This is a genomic window from Desulfovibrio sp. TomC, from assembly GCF_000801335.2.
Taxonomy (GTDB): Bacteria; Desulfobacterota; Desulfovibrionia; order Desulfovibrionales; family Desulfovibrionaceae; genus Solidesulfovibrio.
On record NZ_JSEH01000002.1, the window covers coordinates 178,269 to 198,566 of the forward strand.

Sequence of the window (20,298 nt, forward strand, 5' to 3'; positions counted from 1 at the left end):
GCGGCCGCGTCGCTCTGGGAGGAGATTGGAACGACCGCGCGAGTTTCCGGGGCGTCGCCGGACAGGTGCGACGTGTCCTTTGCACGCAGCCTGCCAGTTCTACCATGGAGGACACATTGCCGCATCTGCCTAAATTTTTCTGTGCGTTGGCACTTCTGGCCGCCCTGGCCGCACCGGCCGCACCGACCAGAGCCGCTGAACTGGTGGACCGGGTGGTGGCGGTGGTCAATGGCAAGCTCATCACCTTGTTTGACGTCAATACCCAGGTGGTGGATCTGGTCGCGCGCACGCAGGGTGTGACGCTCAAGCCAGGAGACCCCCGTGGAGACGAATTGCGCCGACAGGTGCTTGAAAGCATGATCACCGATCTGCTGATCGAACAAGAAGCGAACAAGCTGAAAGTGAATGTTTCTGAAACGGAAATCGATTCCCAAATCGACGAGTTAAAGAAAAAGAACAGCCTCACGCAGCAGCAGCTTGTGACAGAACTGGCCAAGGAAGGAATGACACTGAAGCAGTTCCGCGAAAAGATGCGTACTGATAGCATCAAGAAACGTCTGCTGGGATTTATGGTGCATCGCAAGGTGTTGGTCACCGATGATGAGATCCGTGATTACTACGAAAAGAATAAGGACAACCTGTCCACAACAAAATCGGTGCTTGGCCCGAAAGTCTCCGGTGGGTTGGGATTTATCATGGTCCCGTCCAAGAAGCAGGCCGAAGAACTGCGTGACAAGATCAATTCCGGTTCCATGACCTTTGCTGATGCTGCCAAGAAATTTTCCATCGGTCCCGGCCGGGATCAGGGCGGTGATCTTGGCGATGTGCAGGCCAAGGATCTGGCCGCCCCACTGCAGGCTGCCCTGTCGGCTGCGCCGGCCGGACAGGTCAGCGAGCCGGTCATGCTTGATGGCAAGGCCGTGCTGCTCATGCAACGCTCGGCCCAGGCCGCGCCGGCCAAGCCGGCCAAACCGGCCGCGCCTGCTGTCGCCGCCGGCGGCGCATCCTTTGAGGCAGCCAAAGACCAGATTCAGGAACTGTTGTACAAGCAGAAGTTTGATAAACTCTTTCAGGATTATATCGACAATCTGCGGTCCAAGGCCGTGATCGAAGTCAAGCTGTAGGACTTTCGATCCGGTCGTCCGGGAGTCCTCCCGCTCCCGGCGTGGCGGGCATAGAGGAGTTTTTTATATGGATTTGCGCGAGCTAGGGACGATGCTGCGTGAGGAGCGGGAGCGACAAGGCCTGTCTCTCGACACTGTGGCCGATAAGATCAAGATATCGCGATCCTGTCTTGCCGCCATCGAAGAGGGCAACGAACGTGCGTTGCCCCATCCGGTGTATGCCAAGGGGTTCATCAAAAACTACGCCAAGATTCTTGGCGTGGATCAGGACGAGTTTACAGCACAGTTATCAAGCCTTTATCAGCTGGAAGAGCCGGGACACGGCCGCGAGAGCACGCTGAACGCCGATATTGCGGACGAGGATTGCGGCTGTTCCATGCGTTCCGACGCACCTCGGCCGCCGGTCAAATTGCTGGCCCTGGGTGTGGTTGGCCTCTTGCTCGTGGTGGGTATCGTCTGGTTTGTGCTGCGCGCGGTCTTTTCCACTTCCCAGGGCGAAGCGCCGGATACGCCGGCGGCTCTTTCCGGTGCATCCGCCAAACCGGCCTCGCCGCCTGCCCTGGAATCCGCCGCGCCAGCGCCGGTTGTTGCGCCAGCGCCGGTCTTGCCGGCTACGCCACCGGCTCCTGCGGTTCCGGTCGCGGTGACGCCCACGGTGCCGGCCCCTCCCGGTGTTGGTCCGACGCCTGCCGAGCCGGCCAGACCGGCCCAGGAGACGCCCCAGAACGGGGCGTTGACCCTTGAGGACAAGGCCACCCAGGATATTGCCGTCAGCGGTCCCACCGCTCCGGTTCCGGCCGTGCCGTCGGCTCCTGAAGCAGCCCCGACGGCTCCGGCCGCGCCGACCCAGGCGGCGACAGCTGCGACCAAGACGTTTACCGTGGGCGAATCCGGCCCCCATGTTGTCGCCATCGTGGCCAATGAACGCTGCTGGCTGCAGGCCGGGGCTGACGGCGGCTCCATGCACGAGACCATGTTGGAAAAAGGCGACACCTTCACCGGGCGCTTCGCCGACTATCTCCTGGTGCGCCTGGGGAATGCCGGCGCGGTGGAAATCCATTTCGACAATAAGCTCTACCCGCTGCAGGCCGGCAAGGGGTCGGTCAAAACCCTCAAATTCGTTGCCAAAAAGACGGACGCGGCCTCGCCTGCTCCGGTTGGGGCCGCACCGGTGACGACCCCACCGCCTGCAACCACTTCAGCTGCAACCACTTCGGCCGTGCCTGCTGTTGCGGCGGTCCCTCAAACCCCGGTCGCCGAGGGGACGCCGGGCGGGAAGACCGTCGAGGTTTTCGGTCAGGACGGCAGTTGGGTCATTGTCAGCCCGGATAAGGCTCCGTCCAAGGAAATCTACGTCAAAAAAGGCCAGAGCATCAGCTTTCCCTTTAACGAGAAAATCGAGATCAAACTCGGCAATCCGAGCAGCGTCGTCTTTCGCTACGACGGCAAGGAGACGCCGGTCAGCACCGAGAAGGGCGGCAGTAAGATCATCCGCTTCCCGTAATCTCGTTTGCGATGCCGCGGCGCGGCTTCAAGGCTGCTTTGATGCTGGAGATTGTCGCCCCGATCAGGCGGTTGCCGTTTGGTCGGGGCGAAACATGTAAGGTTGGCTGTGATGCCGCTTTTCCGGGTTACCTGGGACCCGCGGCTGGCCCAAGGATGCGCGCAACGGCATGGAGTTTTGCGAACAGGCCCTGGTGCTGACCGTACGACGGTTTCGGGAAATCGACGCCTGGGTGCGGCTGTTGTCGCCGGTGCGTGGGGTCTACACCGCGTTCGCCTTCGGGGGCATGAAAAGCCGCCGCCGGTTCCTGGGCTGTCTTGATCCGCTCAACCACGTCCGGTTCAAGGTGCGGCGTTCGGGCTACAAAGGCTACCACTGCCTGACCGAAGGCCGCCTGCTCGACGCCCCAAGCCAGCTGCGCGTCAATCCGCAGCGCCTGGGCATGGCTGTCAATTGTTTGAAATTTTTTGAGGCCGTGCCCGTCAGTTCCCAGGGCGCGGCTGAGGCATATGGCCTGGTGCGCGCGATGCTGGCGGCTTTGGACGGCGCGGAGGCTCCGTCGCCTCTTTTCCCGTTGCTGTTTCGGGCCAAAATGACGTTTCTCCACGGCCTGATGCCCGAGTGCGGCGTCTGCGCGGCCTGCGGCGGCACGCTTGGCCGCGGGGCCGTGTGCCATGTGGAGGAAGGCAAGATTTTGTGCCCGGACTGCCGGACCGCCACGGTGGGCGGGGTGCGTCTGCCCCTTGGCTGTGAGGCGCTTTCGCTCCTGGAAGCGGCCGTGGGACAGAGCCCGGCCTGCTGGGTCAGCTGTCGGCCCGAGCCGGCGGCGGCCCGGGAGTTTTCCCGGGCGGTGGACCTGCTTGTGCGCTATCACATGGGATTGGCCTGGGAACAGGGCGGATTCGTGCGGGCTTGATCCGTCCGGAAGGCGCACCTCGGGCCGCATACCCCAACGCATCGCCGCGCCCGGCCCGGCTGGCGGCGAAACCTTGAAATTGGAGCGAGCATGTATTTTCAGGATGTCATCTTGACGCTGCAAAACTTCTGGGCCAAATCCGGCTGCCTCGTGGTCCAGCCCTACGACAGCGAAGTCGGCGCCGGCACCTTCAATCCGGCCACATTTTTCCGGGTCATCGGTCCCGAACCCTGGAAGGCTGCTTATGTCCAGCCTTCCCGCCGCCCGACCGACGGCCGTTACGGAGAAAATCCCAACCGCCTGCAGCATTATTACCAGTTCCAGGTGATCCTGAAGCCCTCGCCGGACAACATCCAGGACCTCTACCTGCAAAGTCTGGCCGCGATCGGACTTTCCGCTTCGGACCACGACGTGCGCTTCGTCGAAGACGACTGGGAATCCCCCACCCTTGGGGCCTGGGGCCTGGGCTGGGAAGTCTGGGTCGACGGCATGGAAGCCACCCAGTTCACCTACTTCCAGCAGGTGGGCGGCATTGATCTGTCGCCGGTATCCGTAGAGATCACCTATGGCCTGGAACGCATTACCATGTATCTGCAGCAGAAGGATTCCGTCTACGATTTGGACTGGAACGAGGACGTGACCTACGGCCAGGTGTTCCAGCGCGGCGAATACGAGCATTCGCGCTACAATTTCGAGGAATCCGACGCGGCCATGTTGCTGGCTCATTTCAATGCCTGCGAAAAGGAATGCAAACGGCTGTGCGAACTGGGCCTGCCCTGGCCGGCCTACGACTACTGCTTGAAGTGTTCCCACGCCTTCAACATGCTTGAAGCCCGGGGGGCCATCTCCATCACCGAGCGCACGGGCTATATCGGCCGGGTGCGCAATCTGGCCTCCTCCCTGGCCCGGCTTTACGCCGCCCAGCGCACGGAACTCGGCTATCCTCTTCTGAATAAAAGCTAAAGGACGCAAGCCATGTCCCATTTTTTGTTTGAGATCGGATTTGAGGAAATGCCGGCCCGGTTCCTCTCGGGCTTGACCGACGAGGTGAAAAGCCTGTTTGCCGAGGCCCTGACCCAGGCCAAGGTCGCATGCGGCCCGGTGGCCGCCTTTGCCACGCCGCGCCGGCTGGTGGTGAGTGTGGCCGACATCGCCGCGCGCGCCCGCCAGGAAGAGGAAGTCGTCACCGGTCCGCCCGAGCGGGTGGGCTACGACGCCTCGGGCAACCCGACCCCGGCTGCGGCCGGCTTTGCCAAGGGCCAGGGCTGCGACGTGGCCGACGTCTTTGTCATGGAGACGGGCAAGGGCCGGTATCTGGCTTTGCGCAAAAACACCGGCGGCGAGGCCACCCTGGACCTCTTGCCCGGCATCTGCCTGGAAGCCGTCAAGAAGCTTTCCTTCCCCAAGCGGATGCGCTGGGGCAGCCGGGAGTTTGCCTTTGGTCGGCCGGTGCACTGGTTTCTGGCCCTCTTCGATGACACGATTGTGCCCTTTGAACTCGACGGCATCGTTTCCGGCCGCCAGACCCGGGGCCAGCGCATCATGGGTCCCGGCCCCTTTGACGTGCCAACGGCGGCGGACTATTTCACCATCATCCGCGACCAGGGCAAGGTCGTCCTCGACGCCCGGGAACGCGAAAGCATTGTGCGCACCCAGGCTGAGGCCCTGGCCAAGGAAGCCGGCGGCACAGCGGTCATCAGCCCCTCGCTGCTGGTCGAAGTGACGGGCCTGACCGAGCATCCGGTGGTGCTTATGGGCCAGATCGACCGCAAGTTCCTGGATGTGCCCCGCGAAGTGCTCATCACCAGCATGGAGAGCCACCAGAAGAGCTTTGCCGTGGAAGACGGCAAGGGCGGCTTGCTCCCCGTGTTTCTGACCACGCTCGGCCTCGTCCCGGGCAATGTCGAACTGGTGCGCCGGGGCTGGCAGCGGGTCTTGACCGCCCGGTTGGAAGACGCCCGGTTTTTCTGGGAAGCCGACCTGGGCACCGATCTTGAGACCTGGCACAAGAAGCTTGAGAGCGTCGTCTTTCTGGCCGGGCTTGGCTCCATGCGCGACAAATCGCGTCGGCTGGAGCGGTTGTGCGGCGTCATTGCCGAGAAGGCCGGCAAGCCCGAGATCATGCTCGAAGCCTCCCAGGCCGGCGGGTTGGCCAAGGTGGACCTCGTGTCCGACATGGTGGGCGAATTCGCCGAGCTGCAAGGCATCATGGGCGGCATCTACGTACGGCGCAAAGGCCAGTCCAAGACCGTGTCCCGGGCCGTGGCCGAGCAGTACCTGCCGGCTGGTCCCGACAGCCCCGTGCCGGCCAGTCTGGCCGGAGCCATTTTGTCGATCGCGGACAAGGCCGACACCCTGGCCGGGTGTTTCGGCCTGGACATGGCCCCCACCGGCGCGGCCGACCCGTACGCCCTGCGCCGGGCGGCCCTTGGCATCTGCCGCATCGTGATCGAACATGATTTGCGCCTGGATCTCATGGAACTGCTGCAAGGGGCCATCGACGGTTACAGCGACGTCAAGTTCAAGGTGGATCGCACCCACGTGCTGGCCAAGCTGCTCGACTTCTTCGGCCAGCGCCTCAAGGCGTATTTCGCCGGTCAGGGCTACGACACCCTGGTGGTGGAGGCGGGCATTGGCGCGTCCTATACCGATATCGCCTCCCTGGCCGCCCGCATGGCTGCCCTGGCCACCTTTGCCGCCAAGCCGGATTTCGGGCAGGCGGTGTTGACCTTTAAACGCGCGGCCAACATCATCCGCAAACAGGGCGTCGGGGCCGGAGTGCCGCTGACCGGGACGATCAAGGCCGAGCTCTTGGAAGAGCCGGCGGAGAAGGACCTGGCGACGGTCTGCACGGATGTGTTCCCCCGCTTTGATGCGCTGTTTGCAAGCGGCGACTACGCTGCGGTGCTCGAACTGCTCTATGAGCTGCGGCCGTCTGTGGACGCCTTTTTCGACAATATCATGGTCATGTGCGACGACATGGATATGCGGCTTAACCGCCTCAATCTGCTTAAATCGTTGGTTGACCGTCTGGGCCGGGTGGCGGATTTCGCCGCCTTGCAGGTCTAGCGGCGGCTTAAACTGCTTGACAGGGTTGGGCCTTTGATTTAGCAAACCCTGCTTCAGCGAACATTTCACGGAGGAACGATCCTTGGCCAATCATAAATCTGCCATCAAGCGGCATCGTCAAAACCTCTTGGCTCGGGCTCGTAACCGGGCGGTCAAGACGCGTGTGCGTAACGTCATCAAGGCCGTGCGCGCCGCCCTGGTTGGCGGGGATGTTGCCACTGCCGAAGCGGCCCTGCTCACCGCCACCAAGGTGCTGGACAAGGCTGCCACCAAAAAGATCATTCACTGGAAGGCTGCGGCGCGGAACATCTCGCGCCTGACCACGGCCGTCAACAAGACCAAGACGGCCTAGCTTTCCGGTATTCTTGGCTTTTCCAAAGCCCGCTGCGGTGTTCCGTAGCGGGCTTTTGGTGTTTTTCCCGGCGGGGCCAGCCTTGGCGCGTGGGGTCGGACGGCCGGCCAGGGCAGCCGTTGCCTGGGGGTGGGTCTTGTGTGCGGCTGTGGCTACGGGGCTGGCGAGAGGCCATCCGGTTGTCGGGGCTGCCCCCGGGACCGGCTGACAGGGAGACCGGCCTTGGGCTATGCTGGGCGTTGCCCGGTCCTGGCGTCTCGGCGCGGGCTGGTGTTTACGGGGTGGGGTCGATTGTCCCCTGCGCTATGGGTGGCGTTGCCCGGTCCTGGCGACCGGTCTGGAGGGTCTTTATGGCACATGTGCTTTGGCTTCTGGTTGGCGTGCTGGCAGTGGTGGTTTTGGATCTGGGAGCAGGCCTGTCCGGACAGACGGCCGTGGCCCTGGCCTTGGGGCAGGGCGGGTATCACCGGGCGGCAACCGAGGCCGAAAAGACCCTGGACCGGGTGCTGCGGCTGTCGGAAAAAGACCCCGATCTGGTTGCATTTCTCCTGGCTACGCCGCAGTACAAGGCCAGGGCCGGCAAGGACTATGGGCGGTATGTAACGCCCCGGTTGCGCACGGACTTGGCGGCCCTAGAGCGGGCGACCGTTGCCGAGAACTGCCAGGGCAAGTATCTCGACGGCGAATTGTGCGGGCTGGATTACAATCCATTGACCTGCGCCCAGGACCTGGCTGACGGGGCGTATCTGTACCAGACGGCGTCCTCTGGCGACGGCCGGGCGGAGATCAGTTACAAGTGGCCGGGCGAGAAAGACAGTCTCGGCCGTTTTACCCTGGTCCAGGACGGCGGCGTGTGGAAGATTGATGCAGTGACCTGCCTGCCCTAGCCCGGGGCAGAGAGGGGCAACGCATCCCTCCTTCGTTTGGCTGGGAAGCGGGCAGCGCCGGTCTTGTCTGGCGTGACATTTGGGCGACCGTTGCCTGAAATCGTGTGTTTGTGAAACGAGCGTGTGTGCCCACCGATGAAGACCTTCATTGTCTCGGATATTTACGGCCTGACCCCGGTAGTTGAGGCCTTTGCCGGGCAGCTTGACCGGCAGGCCGTCGTCCTCTCTCCGTGGGACGGCGAGGGCTGCCCCTTTGCCACGGAACAGGAGGCGCACGCGGCTTTTGTAGCCGGCGAAGGCGTGGCCGGGTTTGCGGCCAGGGTTACGGCGGCGGCGGGGGGGGAGCCGGCTTTTCTGGTGGGCTTTAGCGCCGGGGCCACGGCGGTCTGGCTGCACGCGGCCGGGGCGGGCTGCCATCCGGACAGCCGGGCCGTGCTCTTTTACGGCTCCCGGATTCGCAACCATCTTGATGCGCGGCCGCGCTGCCGGGTGCAGGCGATTTTTGCCGAGGTCGAAGCCGCGTTTGACCCGAAGACGATCATCGCGCGGATGGCATCGGAGAATGTTGCCGTGCATATCGGGCCAGGGGCGGCCCATGGTTTTATGAACCCGCTGTCGCCGGGGTACTGTGAGGATTTTTTTCGAAAGTATAGGGAGATGGTGCGACAACAATACGTGGGCTGGACGCGCCGCCATGGGGCAGGTTAAGCGCCGTGGCGCTTGTGCGCGACGTTGCGGCTCTTTAGATGTGGTTTTGTTCTGGGCGCTTGAGGCACCGCAGGGAAGTCCCAACGGCCTGGATCAACCAAGGCGCAACCGTGCCTTTCCGTCCTCTTCCTCGACCACCCGCCCAATGACCGCCGCCAGATCGCCGGCATCTTCCAGCATCTGTCGGGCCGCCGCCACTTTCTCTTCCGGCACGGCCAGCACCAGCCCGCCGGACGTCTGGGCGTCGAAGACCAGATCGCAGCGGATGGGGTCCAGCCCGGCCGCCATGGCAACCGTGCCGGCGCAGTAGCGCTTGTTGGCGAAACTGCCGGCCGGCAGCATCCCATAGCCGGCCAGTTCCACGGCTTGCGGCAGGAACGGAATGTCGGCCAGCCGCAATTCCACGGCAACCCCGGACGCTGCCGCCATCTCCAGCACATGACCGCCCAGGCCAAATCCCGTCACATCCGTGGCCGCCTTGAGACCCAGTTCCCGGATCACCCGGCCGCCAGCGGCGTTCAAGCGCCCGGCCCAGGTAAATAAGAGCTCCTCCAGCGCAACTTTGTCGCCGAAATCGCCCTTGATAGCCGTAGCGATGACGCCGGTGCCGATGGGTTTGGTCAAAAGGAGCACGTCGCCGGGAACAAGGCCCGTGTTGGAGGCGAAATGGTCGGCATCGACCAGCCCGGACACGGCCAGCCCGTACTTGATCTCCTTGTCCTCAACGCTGTGCCCGCCGGCCGGCACGGCCCCGGCTTCCAGCACCGCATCCAACCCGCCGCGCAGGATTTCCCCCAAAATAGCGGTGTCCATGGTCTTGGCCGGAAAACAGACGATGTTCATGGCCGCCAGCGGCACCCCGCCCATGGCGTAGACGTCGGACAGGGCATTGACCGCGGCGATGCGTCCGAACTTGTAGGGATCGTTAACGATGGGCGTGAAGAAGTCCACCGTCTGCACCAGCCCCCGGCCGTCTGGAAGACGCACTATGGCGGCGTCCTCGTTGACTCCCTGGCCGGTGAGCAGGCGCGGATCGGAAATATGGGGCAGGCCCCGCAAGACAGCTTCCAGGTCCCCTGGAGCGATCTTGGCCGCTCAGCCGGCGGCGGTGACGGTCTTGACCAGTTCGACGGTCATTGTTGCTCCTCTTTCTCCTGGGTGATGGCCAGCAAGAGATCGGTCGTCAGAGTGCGGCGGTCAAGGCCGAATCGTGCGGCCAGACCGCTGACGGTCTCGAAAAGCCCCTGGCATAACAGGCAGCAGCCGGCCGCTGCGTCGAAGCGGCGAAAGACCGCCTCGGTGGCCGGATGGGCGGCTACGAGGTCCAACACTGTGGTTGTGTCGGGATCAAAGGACACGGGGTTGTCTCTGCGCAACGGAAGCTGCGCCGGAAGCAACGGTCACGCGCCCGTCTCCTCGCCGCTTTGCACCGCCCACATGCCGGCATAGACCCCGCCGGCAGCCAGCAGGGATTCGTGGTTGCCGCGTTCGACCACACAGCCCTCGACGATGACCAGAATCTGGGCGCATTGGCGCACGGTGGACAGGCGGTGGGCCACGGCCAGGGTGAGCCGGCCCTGGCGGAATTCGTGGAGGTTGTGCTGGATGACAGCCTCGGTGCGGGTATCGACAGCCGAGGTGGCCTCGTCAAGGAGAAGCAGGGCCGGATCGCGCAGGATGGCCCGGGCCAGGGACACCCGCTGGCGTTCGCCGCCGGAGAGCTTCATGCCGCGTTCGCCGATGAGCGTGTCGTAGCCCGACGGCAGGCGCATGATGAAGTCGTCGGCCCCGGCCATGGTTGCGGCCCGGCGTACGGCGGACAAATCGGCCTCGGGATCGCCGAGGAGAATGTTTTCGGCCACTGTCCCGTGAAACAGGAAGGCGTCCTGGGAAACATAGCCCAGACGCTGGCGGTAGCTGGCCAGGGTGATAGCCCCAAGCGGCGCGCCGTTGACCAGAATCTCGCCGTCGGTCGGCTCGAAATAGCGCAGGAGCAGTTTGACCAGGGTGGACTTGCCGGCTCCGGTCGGGCCGACCACACCGACCACTTCGCCCTGGGCCAGAGTGAAGCTGATGCCGTGGAGGACCGGCTCGCGCCCGGGATAGGCAAAACGGACATCGCGGAAAACGATCTCCCGGGGCCGCTCGGAAAGAGCCACGGCCTCGGGCCGGTCCACGATGCGGGGCTTGGTGGCCAACAGTTCGGCAATGCGCGCAGCCGCAGCCTCGGCCCGCTGGATCTGGTTAATCAGCATCCCGAAGACGAAAAGCGGCAGTACCAGACGCGCGGCAAAAAGCGTGAAGGTGGTGTAGTCGCCGACCGTCGGCCCGTTGCCGGCCGCCACCAGCCAGCCGCCGCCGGCAAAGACTGCGGCAAAGGACAATCCGGCCACGGCGTACATGGCCGGCAGGAACCGGGCCCGTTCGGCCTCGGCGGCCACGGCCTCGTCGCGGTAGGCGGCCGAGCGTTCGTCGACTGCGGCCAGAAGGCGCGCTTCGGCCGTGTAGGCCTGGATGACGCCCATGCCGGCGATGTTGTTTTCCAGCAGACTGGCAATGGCCCCAACGGCCTTGCGCGCCGCCCGGTAGCGGGGCTGGACCCGGGTGACGAAGCGGCGGATGGCGAAGACGGCCAGGGGCAGCGGCAGGAAAAGAAGCAGGGCCAGCCGCCATTCCAGGAAAAAGAGGTAGCCGTAAATACCCAGGAAGGTGACGACGACCCGAATGATCGAGGTGGTGGCGTCGGTCAGAAAGCTCTCCAGGGTGTCCACGTCGCCAACCACCACCGACATGATGTCGCCGGTCTGGCGATCCTCGAAATAGGCCGGGTCGAGCGACTGCAACCGGCCGTAGAGCGCCAGACGGATATCGTGGCGGGTGCGCTGGGCCATGGCCGACAGGACGTAATCCGAGCCGCTCTGGAAGATGGCCAGGAACACGAACGAGGCCAGCACGGCCAGCCCGAAGAGCACATAGGTGTGGGGTGACGTGACCCCATGGACAGCGGCGTCGATAACCTTGCCGGCCAGGGCCAGCGGCAGCAGGTCGCAAGCCCGGGCCAGGACGTTTAAGCCCAGGCCCAGGCCAAAAGACCGGCGGTAGGGGTGCAGGAAGCGAAAGAGCGTCCAGACATGGCGGCCGAAAAATGGACCATTGGGGGCATTGGCAGCATCGGAGGGAATGGTTGTTTTTTTCATACGAGCAGGAGCAGGGCGGCGTAGCCTGCCGCGCCGAGGGTGAAGGCCGGCGCATTGCCCGAGCCGTCCAGGGGTAATTCGTCTTTCATGGTGTTCATGACCACGCCGCCGGCCAGGAAGGCAAATAAAATGGCCAGCACGGCGTCGTGGACCTGGAAGACAACGCCAAATCCCCAGCCGGCAAGCACTGCCCCGGCCAGGGCCAGTCGGCCCAGATGGCGGTAGCTGTCGGTGAAGTGGCGGCGAAGGCCATAGTCGTTGCCGGCCATATGCAGCGCCATGGCCAGGAAATAGGTGACAAGGTTGGCCGGGCCGGGCGTCACCCGGTTGACGAGCAGATAGCCGATCAGGAAATTATACAGGCCAAACGAGGTCAGGTGGAGCCAGAAAACGCCTTGCCCGGGGCCGACCGGCGGCCTGTCCCGACCGCCTCGGACGCCCAGGGCCGCCCGTTCCAGGGCATAAAAGACCAGCAACCCGGCCAGGGCGATGAGAAAGACATGGCGGTCCAGGACCGCCACCCAGGCCCAGCCGGCCCGCAGCAGGGTGTCCTGGCCGTCGCACAGGCTGGGGAAGATGTGGACAAAGACGTAGGCTGTGGCCGCGCCGCCGGCCAGGGACAGCCAGAGGCTGCGCGGCGCGTCGAGAACGGGGCTGAGCAGACGCACGTAGAGATGGAGCAGGGCCAGACCGGCAGCCAGCAGGGCGCTCAGGGCGATCATGGGACTTCTTCCCGGGCCTTGGCGGCCGCCCGGCGAAGCAGGGCGTCGGCATCAAGCCAGTCGGCCTTGTCGGCGTTTTTGACGATGCGGCTGGCCCGGCTCAGTTCCTCCGGGGACAGGGTCAAGCCCAGAGCGGAAAAGTGCAGGGCCAGGGCCGCCTTGCCGGAGTGGGCCGAGAGCGGCAGGCGGATGCCGTCGGCTCCGACCAGTTCCGGGCGAAAGGGCAGGTAGGTGTCGGGGTGCTTGAGCAGGCCGTCCTGATGCACGCCGGCCGAGGTGGCAAACACATTGTCCCCGACAATGGCCTTGTTGGCGGGCAGGGCAACCCCTGAATGCGCGGCCACCAGTCGGCAAAGAGCCGTGAGCCGGGTGGTGTCGACCCGGATGGAGCGGCGGTACTGGGCTTGGTGCAAGCTCAGGGCCATGACCGTCTCTTCCAGGGCGGCGTTGCCGGCCCGTTCGCCGATGCCGCCGACGGTCAGATGGACGATGTCGGCCCCGGCCGCCACAGCCGCCAGGGTGTTGGCCGTGGCCAGCCCCAAGTCGTTGTGGAAATGCACCCGCACCTTGACTCCGCGCGGATGGGCCAGCTTTGCCAGGATTGAGGTCAGACGGCGCGCGGCTTCCGGCGTGAGCACGCCGACGGTGTCGGGAAAACCAATGCCCGTGGCCCCGGCGTCCATGGCCGTTGTATAGGCTTGGCGCAAAAAAGCCGGCTCAGTGCGGCTGCCGTCCTCGCAGCTAAACGTCACTTTGGTGAAACGCTGCCGGGCATAAGCCACGGCCGAAGCAATCATGTCCAGGCATTGGGCCTTGGTCTTACCCAGCTTGTGGCGACGATGCAGCGGGCTTGTGGCCAGAAAGACGCCCACGCCCCGGCGCTCGGGCGGGGCCTTGCCCAGGGCGTCCCAGGCGGCGTCGATGTCGGCGGCCATGGCCCGGCACAACACCATAATCAGGGGGCCGGGGACTTCAGTGACGATGCGGCGCACGGCCTCGATCTCATTGTCCGACACAGCCGGGAAGCCGGCTTCAATGACGTCCACCCCGGCCTCGGCCAGGGCCTTGGCGATACTCACCTTGTCGGCAATGGAAAAATGGACGCCTGGCATTTGCGCGCCGTCGCGAAGCGTGGTGTCGGAAATGATCAGCGGCGAAAGCGGTGCGGGAACTGACAAACGCTTGGGCATGTCCGTTCATGCGCCGTTTTCCCCGCAAAGGCAACGCCCCAGCCGCCTAACGGTTTGACGTAGCAGGGACCAGAGGATACGTTTTGGCGCAGCCGGCGCTGTCCGGCAGGGCATTTCATACGATCATCATGGAGCGGAGCATGACGACCATCGGCGTACTCCTGTCTGGCTGCGGCGTTCTGGACGGTTCGGAAATCCACGAAGCCACGCTGACCCTGTATTTTTTGAACAAGGCCGGGGCCAAGGCAGTCTGTCTGGCTCCCGATCTCACGGTTGCCGCCATGGACCATGGGACGAAAAAGCCCATGGGCGAAACGCGCAACATCCGGGTGGAAGCCGCCCGTATCGCCCGGGGACCGGTGGCGGACGTGGCCCAGGCCACAGTGGCCGATTTCGACGGCCTGATTTTGCCGGGGGGCCTTGGCGCGGCCACCAACCTGTGTGATTTTGCGATAAACGGCGCCAAGGGCACGGTTGAACCGTCGGTTGCGGCCTTTTTGCAGGCCATGCACGCTGCTAAAAAGCCCATCGGCGCCATCTGCATCGCCCCGACCGTGCTGGCCCTGGCCCTTGGCGAACACCATCCGAAGCTGACCATCGGCAATGATCCCGGCACGGCCCAGGGGCTGACCCAGGCCGGCGCCAACCATGTGGACTGCCCGGTGGACAGCATCGTGGTGGATGCGGCCAACCGGCTGGTGAGCACACCGGCCTACATGCTTGGTCCCGGCATTGCCGATATCGCCCTTGGCATTGAAAAGCTGGTTTCGGCCGTGCTTGATATGGCCAGGGCTTCCTGACCATTTTCTCGTAACGGCCAGGGAGGGCGGATGCGGCGGCTTTTTATCAATGCCGATGATTTTGGATTGACCGAGGGCGTGACGAGCGGCATTGCCGAGGCCATGGCGGCCGGGGTGGTGGGCGGGACCACGGCCATGGTCTGCGTGCCTGGGGCGGTGGAGCGTATCATACGCCATGGTCGGAGGTTTGCCGGCCGGGTGGGACTCCACCTGCAACTGACCGGCGGCACGCCCTGCCTGCCCGGGACAGACGTGCCCAGTCTGGTCGGCAGCGACGGCCGGTTTCCCCGCAAAAAGGTCGCGGTGGCGGATGTGAACCCGGATGAGGTAGCTCGTGAATGGCGGGCGCAGTTGGCTCGTTTTCGGGAGACCGGATTTGAGCCCAGCCACCTCGATTCCCATCATCATATCCACAAGCGTCCCGAGGTGTTCGGGGTGTTTCTGGAACTGGCCCGGGAACTGGGCATCCCGGCCCGGGCGCTGTCCGACGACATGCGCCTGGCCATGGACAACGCCGGGGTGGCTCATGCCAATGTCTGCGTGACCCGGTTCTTCGGGGAAGACCTGACGATCGTCCGGTTCCTGTCCCTGGTCGATGCGGCCTTTGCCGCCCTTGGCGGGCAGGGGACGGTGGAAATCATGTGCCACCCCGGGCGAAACGACGACGCCCTGGCCGCGATCAGCACCTATGCTGCCGGCCGGGAGGACGAACTGCGGGTGTTTTGTGTTCCGGAGCTGCCGGAGCTCTTGGCCGGGCGCGGGGTGACGCTTCTTGACGCGGCAGCGCTGGCACAAGTTGTGACCTAAACGATATTTCGGATCAGGCGGCTTTGGGTGAGAGCCGTCAAAGGATGCGCGCATGCCGGAGAGACTGCTGCTGTCCATGCGCAAATTTGTGGCCCCGGAATTTGTTTTCGGCCGGGGATCGCTGCATCTGGCCGGCCGGCAGGCGGCGGGACTTGGGGTACGCCGGGCCTTGCTGGTGGCCGACCCCGGGCTTTCCCGCTACGGCTGGACGCAGCGTGTGGAGGAGAGCCTGACGGAAGCCGGGGTCGCCACCGAGCGTTTCGAGGCTTTGTCCTCCAATCCCCGCGACCATGAAGTGATGGCCGGGGCCGCAGCTTTTGCCGACTGCGTTTGCGACGCCATTGTGGCTGTGGGCGGCGGTTCGGCCATGGACTGCGCCAAGGCCATAGGTATTGTTTCGGCCAACAAACGCCACATCCTGTCTTTCGAGGGCGTGGATAACGTCGAGCGCCCGGGGCCGCCGCTTTTGTGCGTGCCGACCACGGCCGGCACCGGGGCTGAAGTCTCCCAGTTCGCCATCATCACCGACACGACCCGCCAACGCAAGGTCGTCATCGCCAGCAAGACGCTTATCCCGGATGCGGCGCTTATCGATCCGGATGTCACGCTGACTATGCCGCCCGAGCTTACGGCGCATACCGGACTCGATGCCCTGACCCATGCCATGGAGGCGTATGTTTCCAACGCTCAGGGACCGGTCACCGATCTTTTTGCCTTGGAAGCCGTGCGGCTCCTTGCCGCCAATCTGCCCATAGTCATGACTGCTCCGGCCGATATTGAGGCACGGGGAGCGGTGCAGTTGGCCAGCCTGTATGCGGGCATGGCCTTTTCCAATGCCATTCTCGGCGCGGTCCATGCCCTGGCCCACAGTCTCGGCGGGCTGCTCGATCTGCCTCATGGCCTGTGCAACGCCATTTTACTCGATCATGTCGTGGCTTATAATTACGAAGCCGCTTCAGAACGTTTCGATATCCTGGGGCGCTGCCTTGGGGCTGTTCTAGACGACGATGCTCCGGCCGCTGTCCGCAAAAACGCCGTCATCGAGCGTCTGCGGGCGCTCAAGCGTTCTGTTGGCATCAATCAGGGACTGACAGAACTCGGCATTGCCCGGGAGACGTATGGCGATCTGGCCAAGCGCGCCCTGGATGATCCTTGTATGCTGACCAATCCGCGCCAGCCCTCCCAAGCCGACCTCGAAGCCATCTATGAAAGCGCCAGCCAGCCCCTTGCCTGAGTCCGACGACCGGCGCATCCGACTGCTCGGGTTTGGCGAGCACTCGGTCAGCAAAAGTTATTACCCGGAACTGCGTCGCCGCCTGGAGGAGTTGGAGCGGTTTCGCTCCCTGTTGGATCAGACCGGCGACGCCATCTTTTTGGTCGACGTGGACAGTGGGCGCATCACCGACGCGGCCGGGGCGGCCGGGGCCATGCTGCGTTTGGACAGCCCCGAACTGGTGGGCCGGACCTTTGAAGATCTTTTGCCCATCGATGCGGTCTGCCGGCTGCGCGGCCTTTTTTCCGGCGATTTCGCGGCTGGGCGGATTGAAACCTCTCTGGTGCGGCCAGGGGATCTTCCAGGCGGCAACCTGCCGGTGGAAATGACCTTTCGCTTGGCCCAGGGCGGCGGCGGCCCTATGGCCGTTATCGTGGCCCGCGACGTCACCGAACGCAAAAAAAGCGAAGAAGCCCTGCGTCGGGCCGAGGAACGCTACCGGGGCATCGTGGAAAATGCCGCCGAAGGCATTTTCCAAAGCACGTTGTCCGGCCGGCTTATGAACGTCAACCCGGCCTTGGCCAGTATTCTCGGCTACGAGTCACCGGCTGAACTTATGCGCCACGTCAAAAGCGTAGTGGACGAGGTCGTGGCCAGTCCTGAAGATCGCCACCGCATCCGCTCGGAGCTCGCGCGCTACAACCATGTCAAAAATCTGGACGTCCAACTCCTGACCAAAAGCGGCACGCGCATCTGGGGGCTCATAAACGCCCGGCGTATCTGTGATGACGCCGGCGTGGCCGAACGCTTCGACGGTTCTGTCCAGGACGTGTCGATTCGCAAGCAGGCGGAACAAACGCTGCTGCGTTATCATGACGAACTGGAGCAACGTGTGGCCGAGCGGACGGAGGAACTCACCCGCATAAACGAGCGCCTTGTCCATGAAGTGACCATCCGCAAACGGGCCGAGGAAGCGGCCGAGGCGGCCAACCGGGCCAAATCCGATTTTTTGTCCATGGTTTCCCACGAAATCCGTACGCCGCTGACCTCGGTGCTGGGCTTTGCCGTGCTCATCCAAAAGCGCCTGGGGCAGCTGCTGGCCCCCCTGGTCGAAGGGCATCCCCGCCAAAGGAGACAGGCTGAACAGGTCCAGGAAAATCTCGGCATCATTGTGGCCGAGGGTGAGCGCCTCAAACACCTGATCAACGACGTCCTCGATCTGGCCAAACTTGAAGCCGGCAAAGTGGCCTTCACCAAAGAATCCGTGGATGTAGCCGAGGTCATCCGCCACGTCATGAGCGCCTCGGTGGGGCTTTTGCAGGACAAGAAGGTCAGTCTGACCACCCGCATCGAGGGCCGGTTGCCGGAAATCGTGGGCGACCGCGACAGGCTTATCCAGGTATTGGTCAATCTGGTCTCCAATGCGCTGAAGTTTACCGAGTGTGGGTCGGTCGCCTGCCGGGCCAGGGTGCAGGGGCGGTCCATTGTCATCGAGATCGTCGACACCGGTATCGGTATCCCCGAGGCCGAGCAGCACAAGGTCTTTGAGAAGTTCAACCAGATCGGGGCGACCCTGACCAACAAGCCCAAAGGCACCGGACTTGGGCTGGCCATCTGCAAACATATTGTCGAGTCACACGGCGGTCGCATTTTTTTTGTATCAAAGCCCGGGATCGGCAGTACCTTTACCTTCACGCTGCCGATTGCCTAACTTCGGCCATTGCGGTATGTCCCCGTCCCCCGGCGACGTTCCCGACGTTCGCCCCCAACGCCCTTCAAGGATTCCTGCATGAAAAACGCGACCAGAAACGAAGCCCTGCGCAATATCGCCATCATCGCCCACGTCGACCACGGCAAAACCACGCTGGTTGACCATATGTTCCGTCAAAGCGGTCTGTTCCGCCAGAACCAGGAAATGACGGACCGCATTATGGACAGCATGGATTTGGAGCGCGAACGCGGCATCACCATTGCCGCAAAAAATTGCGCCGTGATCTGGAACGGGGTTAAAATCAACATCATCGACACCCCGGGCCACGCCGACTTCGGCGGCGAAGTGGAACGGGCCTTGTCGATGGTCGACGGCGCAGTCCTGCTGGTCGATGCTTCCGAGGGGCCGCTGCCCCAGACGCGCTTCGTGCTCAAAAAAACCCTGGACCGGGGACTGCCGGTTATCGTGGCCGTCAACAAGATCGACCGCAAAGACGCCCGGGTCGAGGAAGTCCTCAACGAAATTTACGACCTCTTTATTGATCTCGACGCTTCCGAAGAGCAGCTTGAGTTTCCGGTGCTCTACGCCATCGGCCGTGAAGGCATGGCCAAGCGCAGCCTGGATGACGAGAGCGGCGACCTTTCGCCCTTGTTCGAGACGATCCTGAGCCAGATTCCCGGCCCGGTCCACGATGCGTCCGAACCGTTCCGGATGCTCGTGTCCGATCTGGGCTATTCCGAATTTCTGGGACGTCTGGCCGTCGGCCGCGTCGTCTCGGGCACGGCCCACATCAACCAGACCCTGGTGTGCATCGATGCCAACAATGCGCCGCGTCCCCTTCGCGTCTCCAAGCTCCAGGTCTATCAAGGCCCCAAGCTCACCGAGACCGAGGCGGCTGATCCGGGCGATATCCTGGTGCTCTCCGGCGTCGACGACGTGACCATCGGTGACACCATCACCGTGGCCGATTCGCCCAAGGCCCTGCCGCGCATCAATGTGGACGAACCCACCGTGTCCATGCGCTTTGCCATCAACTCCTCGCCCTTTGCCGGGCGCGAGGGCAAGTTTGTGCAGTCGGCCAAACTGCGCGAGCGCCTCTATAAAGAGACCCTGCGCAACGTGGCCATCAAGGTGGAGGAGACCGAGGACAAGGACGCTTTTACGGTCAAGGGCCGGGGCGAGTTCCAGATGGCGATTATCGTCGAGACCATGCGCCGCGAAGGCTTCGAGCTGTCCGTGGGACGGCCCGAGGTCATCTACCGCACGGAAGACGGCGTGTGCAAGGAACCCATCGAACACCTGTTTATCGACACCGACGAAGCCTTTGTCGGCGTGATTACGGAGAAGCTGTCCGTGCGCAAGGGCCGGATGCTCAATCTGGTCAACCATGGTTCGGGCCGGGTGCGCCTGGAGTTCTCCATTCCCGCCCGGGGACTCATCGGCTACCGCGATGAATTTCTGACCGACACCAAGGGCACCGGCATCATGAACTCGTCGTTCTCCGGGTACGACGACTATCGGGGCGACTTCCCCAGCCGTTTCACCGGTTCCATTGTCAGTGACCGCGAAGGGGTTGGCGTGCCGTATGCCCTGTTTAACCTCGAACCGCGCGGCCGGCTGTTTATCACCCAGGGCGAGCCGGTCTACGAGGGCATGATCGTTGGCGAGCACAACCGCGACAACGACATCAACGTCAATCCGTGCAAGGAAAAAAAGCTCACCAACATGCGGGCTTCCGGCAAGGATGAACATGTCATTCTCACGCCGGTGCTGCCTATGACCTTGGAACGGGCGCTGCATTTCGTGCGCGAAGACGAGATGGTGGAGATCACGCCGCTGTCCATTCGCCTGCGCAAGAACGTGCTGCCGGCCAAGGATCGTCACGTCCTCGACGGAGCCAGGAAAAAGGGCAGCTAGAGCCTTTTCCCTGGGGATTGCACGCCCCAGGCGTGTCTTTTGGGCGGCGGTCTGTGCCTGGGTGGTTGCTCCATCCCGGCGCAGGCCGCCGTCCCTTTTTGTGGTTTCGCGCCACGGGTACAGTGCGGCTGACGGCCGTGGCAACAGAGGGCATTGCCAGCTTCGCTCCCTTCAGGCATGA

General features: G+C 63.6%; 18 protein-coding genes. 13 read left to right on the plus strand and 5 right to left on the minus strand.

Annotated elements, in window-relative coordinates; genetic code table 11:
• The first annotated feature begins 116 nt into the window (after window positions 1-116).
• The 8 genes from NY78_RS02470 to NY78_RS02505 all read left to right on the plus strand — a co-directional run bounded on the left by NY78_RS02470 (window position 117) and on the right by NY78_RS02505 (window position 8,560).
• A complete protein-coding gene (locus NY78_RS02470) occupies window positions 117-1,124 on the plus strand; it encodes a SurA N-terminal domain-containing protein (RefSeq protein ID WP_043631223.1) in 1,008 nt (335 codons plus the stop codon).
• A 67-nt stretch (window positions 1,125-1,191) separates the two neighbouring features.
• Window positions 1,192-2,628 (plus strand): RodZ domain-containing protein, encoded by a 1,437-nt coding sequence (locus tag NY78_RS25715; RefSeq protein ID WP_043631226.1) that lies wholly within the window; start codon window positions 1,192-1,194, stop codon window positions 2,626-2,628.
• Between the two features lie 169 nt (window positions 2,629-2,797).
• On the plus strand, window positions 2,798-3,544 hold the full coding sequence (gene recO / locus NY78_RS02480) for a DNA repair protein RecO (protein ID WP_043631229.1): 747 nt from the start codon (window positions 2,798-2,800) through the stop codon (window positions 3,542-3,544).
• Between the two features lie 90 nt (window positions 3,545-3,634).
• Entirely contained in the window at window positions 3,635-4,507 is an 873-nt protein-coding gene (locus NY78_RS02485; RefSeq protein ID WP_043631231.1) for a glycine--tRNA ligase subunit alpha, read from the plus strand.
• Between the two features lie 12 nt (window positions 4,508-4,519).
• Window positions 4,520-6,613: a glycine--tRNA ligase subunit beta gene (glyS, locus tag NY78_RS02490; protein ID WP_043631233.1), complete on the plus strand. Its 2,094-nt coding sequence runs from the start codon at window positions 4,520-4,522 to the stop codon at window positions 6,611-6,613.
• Window positions 6,614-6,695: 82 nt separating this feature from the next.
• Window positions 6,696-6,965 carry a 30S ribosomal protein S20 gene (rpsT, locus tag NY78_RS02495; RefSeq protein ID WP_043631234.1) on the plus strand — a complete coding sequence of 90 codons (270 nt, stop codon included), beginning with the start codon at window positions 6,696-6,698 and terminating at the stop codon, window positions 6,963-6,965.
• Between the two features lie 350 nt (window positions 6,966-7,315).
• Window positions 7,316-7,852 carry a hypothetical protein gene (locus NY78_RS02500; RefSeq protein ID WP_043631237.1) on the plus strand — a complete coding sequence of 179 codons (537 nt, stop codon included), beginning with the start codon at window positions 7,316-7,318 and terminating at the stop codon, window positions 7,850-7,852.
• A 135-nt stretch (window positions 7,853-7,987) separates the two neighbouring features.
• Entirely contained in the window at window positions 7,988-8,560 is a 573-nt protein-coding gene (locus NY78_RS02505) for a dienelactone hydrolase family protein (protein ID WP_053062119.1), read from the plus strand.
• A gap of 93 nt (window positions 8,561-8,653) precedes the next feature.
• Here NY78_RS02505 and selD read toward each other — a convergent pair whose 3' ends face one another.
• From selD to NY78_RS02530, 5 genes are read right to left on the minus strand one after another with little or no spacing between them, the layout of a single operon-like run.
• The gene (gene selD / locus NY78_RS02510; protein ID WP_082139864.1) at window positions 8,654-9,697 is read right to left on the minus strand and encodes a selenide, water dikinase SelD; all 1,044 of its coding nucleotides are present in this window, start codon (window positions 9,695-9,697) and stop codon (window positions 8,654-8,656) included.
• Window positions 9,694-9,918: a hypothetical protein gene (locus NY78_RS02515; RefSeq protein WP_043631626.1), complete on the minus strand. Its 225-nt coding sequence runs from the start codon at window positions 9,916-9,918 to the stop codon at window positions 9,694-9,696. Before NY78_RS02515 ends, selD begins: the two co-directional genes overlap by 4 nt.
• Window positions 9,919-9,960: 42 nt before the next feature.
• Window positions 9,961-11,757, minus strand: coding sequence for an ABC transporter ATP-binding protein (locus NY78_RS02520; protein ID WP_047959987.1), 1,797 nt, complete (start codon window positions 11,755-11,757; stop codon window positions 9,961-9,963).
• Complete coding sequence (locus NY78_RS02525) at window positions 11,754-12,479, minus strand: hypothetical protein (RefSeq protein ID WP_043631241.1); 726 nt, start codon at window positions 12,477-12,479, stop codon at window positions 11,754-11,756. The genes NY78_RS02520 and NY78_RS02525 overlap by 4 nt, the downstream gene beginning before the upstream one ends.
• The gene (locus tag NY78_RS02530; protein WP_043631244.1) at window positions 12,476-13,669 is read right to left on the minus strand and encodes a LeuA family protein; all 1,194 of its coding nucleotides are present in this window, start codon (window positions 13,667-13,669) and stop codon (window positions 12,476-12,478) included. The genes NY78_RS02525 and NY78_RS02530 overlap by 4 nt, the downstream gene beginning before the upstream one ends.
• Window positions 13,670-13,809: 140 nt before the next feature.
• On the opposite strand from NY78_RS02530, the gene elbB reads away from it, so the two are divergent.
• The 5 genes from elbB (at window position 13,810) to typA (ending at window position 20,117) form a co-directional block, all read left to right on the plus strand.
• A complete protein-coding gene (gene elbB, locus NY78_RS02535; protein ID WP_043631246.1) occupies window positions 13,810-14,469 on the plus strand; it encodes an isoprenoid biosynthesis glyoxalase ElbB in 660 nt (219 codons plus the stop codon).
• 30 nt (window positions 14,470-14,499) lie between these two features.
• Window positions 14,500-15,276, plus strand: coding sequence for a carbohydrate deacetylase (locus NY78_RS02540; protein WP_043631249.1), 777 nt, complete (start codon window positions 14,500-14,502; stop codon window positions 15,274-15,276).
• A 52-nt stretch (window positions 15,277-15,328) separates the two neighbouring features.
• Window positions 15,329-16,510 (plus strand): alcohol dehydrogenase-like regulatory protein ErcA, encoded by a 1,182-nt coding sequence (gene ercA, locus NY78_RS02545; RefSeq protein WP_043631252.1) that lies wholly within the window; start codon window positions 15,329-15,331, stop codon window positions 16,508-16,510.
• Window positions 16,482-18,200, plus strand: a complete 1,719-nt coding sequence (locus tag NY78_RS02550) for a sensor histidine kinase (RefSeq protein ID WP_043631255.1) — start codon at window positions 16,482-16,484, stop codon at window positions 18,198-18,200. Before ercA ends, NY78_RS02550 begins: the two co-directional genes overlap by 29 nt.
• 78 nt (window positions 18,201-18,278) lie before the next feature.
• A complete protein-coding gene (typA, locus tag NY78_RS02555) occupies window positions 18,279-20,117 on the plus strand; it encodes a translational GTPase TypA (RefSeq protein WP_043631258.1) in 1,839 nt (612 codons plus the stop codon).
• Window positions 20,118-20,298 lie beyond the last annotated feature (181 nt).